2 protein-coding genes are annotated in these 2,925 nt (G+C 71.0%); both read right to left on the reverse strand.

What is annotated here, in order from left to right:
* Positions 1-129: 129 nt before the first annotated feature.
* The gene (locus tag E1266_RS36630) at positions 130-1,041 is read right to left on the reverse strand and encodes a glycerophosphodiester phosphodiesterase family protein (protein WP_132055098.1); all 912 of its coding nucleotides are present in this window, start codon (positions 1,039-1,041) and stop codon (positions 130-132) included.
* 162 nt (positions 1,042-1,203) lie between these two features.
* Positions 1,204-2,859: an adenylate/guanylate cyclase domain-containing protein gene (locus E1266_RS36635; protein ID WP_132055100.1), complete on the reverse strand. Its 1,656-nt coding sequence runs from the start codon at positions 2,857-2,859 to the stop codon at positions 1,204-1,206.
* Positions 2,860-2,925: the final 66 nt, after the last annotated feature.

The raw sequence follows: 2,925 nt of genomic DNA on the forward strand, positions 1-2,925 counted from the left end.
GAACACCTCCCACCCCCCACCTGACCGAGCGGCACCCCATCCGGGTCCTCAAACCCACCGAGCACCCACCTCAAAGCCACCGAGCGCGCCTCTGCCGGACTCGGGCCGACGAGGGGACCACTGCCGGTCTCAGGCCGCTGAGCGGGCGCTGGCCCTTCGGAGGACGCGGTGGAGGACGTCCGGCCGGTTGGTGATGATGCCGTCCACGCCGAGTTGAGCGGCCCTCCGCATCTGGCGGGGGTCGTTCAGCGTCCAGGTGAGGACGTCCATACGGGCCGCGTGGATTCTCCTGACGTAGGAGGCGGTCAGGCTGCCGTACGTGGGGTTGATCTGGTCGGCGAACAGGGCCAGCCTCGGCAGGTCCGCCGTCTTCGGGGTGCCGAGCAGGCCCACCGGAACCCTGGGCATTTCGGCATGGAAGCGGCGCACCGACCCCCAGTCGAACGACTGCACGGCCAGGCGCCGCTCGGTCGGATCGAACCGCAGCCAGGACGGCGAGCGCCTCAAGGCCGCGACGATGCGTTTCTCGATGCCCGGGTGGAGCGCGGGGCTCTTGATCTCCAGGAGCATGCCGATCCGGCCACCGTTCATGGCCCGGAGTACCGAAGCCAGTGTCGGGACCCGCTCTCGCTTGTACCTGGCCCCGAACCAGGAGCCCGCGTCCAGCCTCCGGATCTCGGCCAAGGTGAAGTCGGAGACCCTCCAAGGCGCACGCTTCGGAAACACCTTCTCGACGTTCGTCGTCCGGGCGAGCGTGGTGTCATGCATGAGGACCAGCTTGCGGTCCTTGGTCTGCTGCACGTCGATCTCGAAGACGTCCGCCCCCTGCCTCCGGGCCAGTCTGACGGCCGCGAGCGTGTTCTCCGGCGCGTACGCCGACGCCCCGCGATGCGCGACGTTCGCGATCTTCTTGCTCGGCCAGAAGTTCACCAGTGGCCGCGGCTCGGGCGCCTCCGGTGTCGCAAGGGCCGGAGCGGCAGGCGCGATGACGGCCGTGGAGACCGTGACGGCGAGGAGCGTGCGACGGGTACGGCGGTGCATGGTCACCTCTCGGGAGCCGGGGCGTGTCCGCCCCCAACCCTGAAGGCGTCCGGTGACACCGGAGTAACGAGCCGGTAGCAGACCGTGTACTGGCGGCGACGATACGCATCCGGCCCGCCGCGCCCCCATGCCGGACACGCTCCTTTGATCAGAGGTGGGCCTCTATTCGCCCGAACCCTTCCTGCGCGCCGCCTTGGACAGGATCAGCGCCGCGACGAGCAACTTCCGGCTCCACCGCAGCGGATGCGGGACGCGGGCACGCGGGACGGCCGGCGCCTCACCGGGCTCCTCCGCGTCCTCCACCACGGGCGGCGGCGGGGACGGCCGGGGCGTGCCCAGCCGCGTCGGACGGCTCCGCCCGCGCAGCAGCACCGACCTGCCGAGGTCCCATTCGTCCGACTCCGACAGGTGCGCGAGCTCCAGCACGGCCGCCGACGCCAGCACCCGCGAGGCGTAGGTCTTCGCCATGTCGCTGAGCCGCGCCGCCTCGTTCACCGGATCGCCGATCACGGTGTACTCGAACCGCTGCTCGGCCCCGATGTACCCGGCGACGACCGGCCCCGCGGACACCCCGATCCCCGCGTCCAGCATCGGCACCTCCGCCCGGAGCCGCACCGCCAGCTCCCGCGCGGCCCCCAGCGCCGCGCCGGCCGAGTCCTCGATCTGCGTGGGCGCCCCGAAGATCGCGAGCGCCGCGTCCCCCTCGAACTTGTTGATCCACCCGCCGTGCCGCGCGACGACGCCGACCACGACCCCGAAGAACTTGTTCAGCAGCCCGACGACCTCGTCCGGGCTCCGCGTGTCGGCCAGCCGCGTCGACCCCGTCAGGTCGACGAACAGGACCGCCACCTCGCGCGTCTCCCCGCCGAGCGTGATGTCGCCACGCTCCAGCGCCAGGTCGGCGACCTCCTCGCCCACATGGCGCCCGAACAGGTCGCGCAGCCGCTCATGCTCCCGCAGCCCCGCGACCATGTGGTTGAACCCGGCCTGCAACTGCCCGACCTCGCTGGCGTCGTACACGGACACCTCGGCGCCGAGATCGCCCCGCTCGACCCGTGCCATCCCCTTCCGGACCGCCTTGATCGGATCGGCGATCGCCTGTGTCGCCATATAGATGACATAAACCCCGGCCAGCAGCGCGACGCCCCCGAGCCCCAGGATCGTGATGGCGAGCTGGACGACATTGATGTCGGGCGCGGCCAGCGCGGCAACGGCGACACAGATGAGCCCGAACACCGGAATCGCCGTCCCCAGCGCCCACGCGAGCATCACCCGCGTCGTCACCCCGGGCAACCGCACCCGGCGCGGACGCTCCGCCGCCAGCACCAGCGCCGCCGCCGGACGCAGCAGCCGCTCCGACAGCAGATACACGATCGTGCACGTCGTGGCCGCCCCCAGCAGACAGGTCAACCCCGTCTTGACGGCCAGCCGCGGGGTGAACAGCACAAGATCCAGCAGGGCCCACCCCAGCGCCCCGACGACCCACATCCCGCCGACCAGCAGCGTTAACCGCAACGGCCCGAGCAGCACCGCGCGCCGCTGCCGCCGGTCGGCCTCACCCCCGTCCCGCACGAGCCGGACGACGGGCCGCCACAACCACAACCCGGCCAGCAGCACGACGGGCACCGCGACCACGGGATAACTGAAGAACGCCACCGCGTTGACCTGGTGGACATACTCACGATCCTCCAACGGAGGATCCGGAACCACGAACGTCGCGAACCCGAGCACGACCAGCGCACCGACGAGGTTGGCGGTGCCCACCACCACGAGCAGAACCCACCGCACCCGGATCTCGAGCATGCTCCTGCTGGTCACCGCGCCTCCGGAGGGAAGGAACCGCCACCAGGATCATCCCATGCCCCCACGCCGAATCCCCCGGAA

The organism is Actinomadura sp. 7K534 (assembly GCF_004348575.1).
In the GTDB taxonomy this organism is placed as follows: Bacteria; Actinomycetota; Actinomycetes; order Streptosporangiales; family Streptosporangiaceae; genus Spirillospora; species Spirillospora livida.

What these genes read in the sequence shown, in the direction of transcription:
- E1266_RS36630 (WP_132055098.1), bottom strand. Translation starts at nt 1,041, where the DNA reads ATGCACCGCCGTACCCGTCGCACGCTCCTCGCCGTCACGGTCTCCACG.